Source organism: Paracoccus luteus (assembly GCF_004522155.1).
GTDB lineage: Bacteria > Pseudomonadota > Alphaproteobacteria > Rhodobacterales > Rhodobacteraceae > Paracoccus > Paracoccus luteus.
Map to the genome: position 1 here is coordinate 1 of NZ_SDEA01000038.1, position 681 is coordinate 681.

2 pseudogenes are annotated in these 681 nt (G+C 47.5%); both read right to left on the minus strand.

Annotated elements, in window-relative coordinates:
* Positions 1-341 (minus strand): annotated as a pseudogene (locus EPA64_RS16175) (serine hydrolase); the annotation flags it as partial.
* Between the two features lie 12 nt (positions 342-353).
* Positions 354-578 (minus strand): annotated as a pseudogene (locus tag EPA64_RS17130) (serine hydrolase); the annotation flags it as partial.
* Positions 579-681: the final 103 nt, after the last annotated feature.

A 681-nucleotide genomic window follows, 5' to 3' on the forward strand; every position in this document is an offset into this window, starting at 1 on the left:
GTTACATGATCCCCCATGTTGTGCAAAAAAGCGGTTAGCTCCTTCGGTCCTCCGATCGTTGTCAGAAGTAAGTTGGCCGCAGTGTTATCACTCATGGTTATGGCAGCACTGCATAATTCTCTTACTGTCATGCCATCCGTAAGATGCTTTTCTGTGACTGGTGAGTACTCAACCAAGTCATTCTGAGAATAGTGTATGCGGCGACCGAGTTGCTCTTGCCCGGCGTCAATACGGGATAATACCGCGCCACATAGCAGAACTTTAAAAGTGCTCATCATTGGAAAACGTTCTTCGGGGCGAAAACTCTCAAGGATCTTACCGCTGTTGAGATCCAGTTCNGATAATACCGCGCCACATAGCAGAACTTTAAAAGTGCTCATCATTGGAAAACGTTCTTCGGGGCGAAAACTCTCAAGGATCTTACCGCTGTTGAGATCCAGTTCGATGTAACCCACTCGTGCACCCAACTGATCTTCAGCATCTTTTACTTTCACCAGCGTTTCTGGGTGAGCAAAAACAGGAAGGCAAAATGCCGCAAAAAAGGGAATAAGGGCGACACGGAAATGTTGAATACTCATACTCTTCCTTTTTCAATTCAGAAGAACTCGTCAAGAAGGCGATAGAAGGCGATGCGCTGCGAATCGGGAGCGGCGATACCGTAAAGCACGAGGAAGCGGTCAG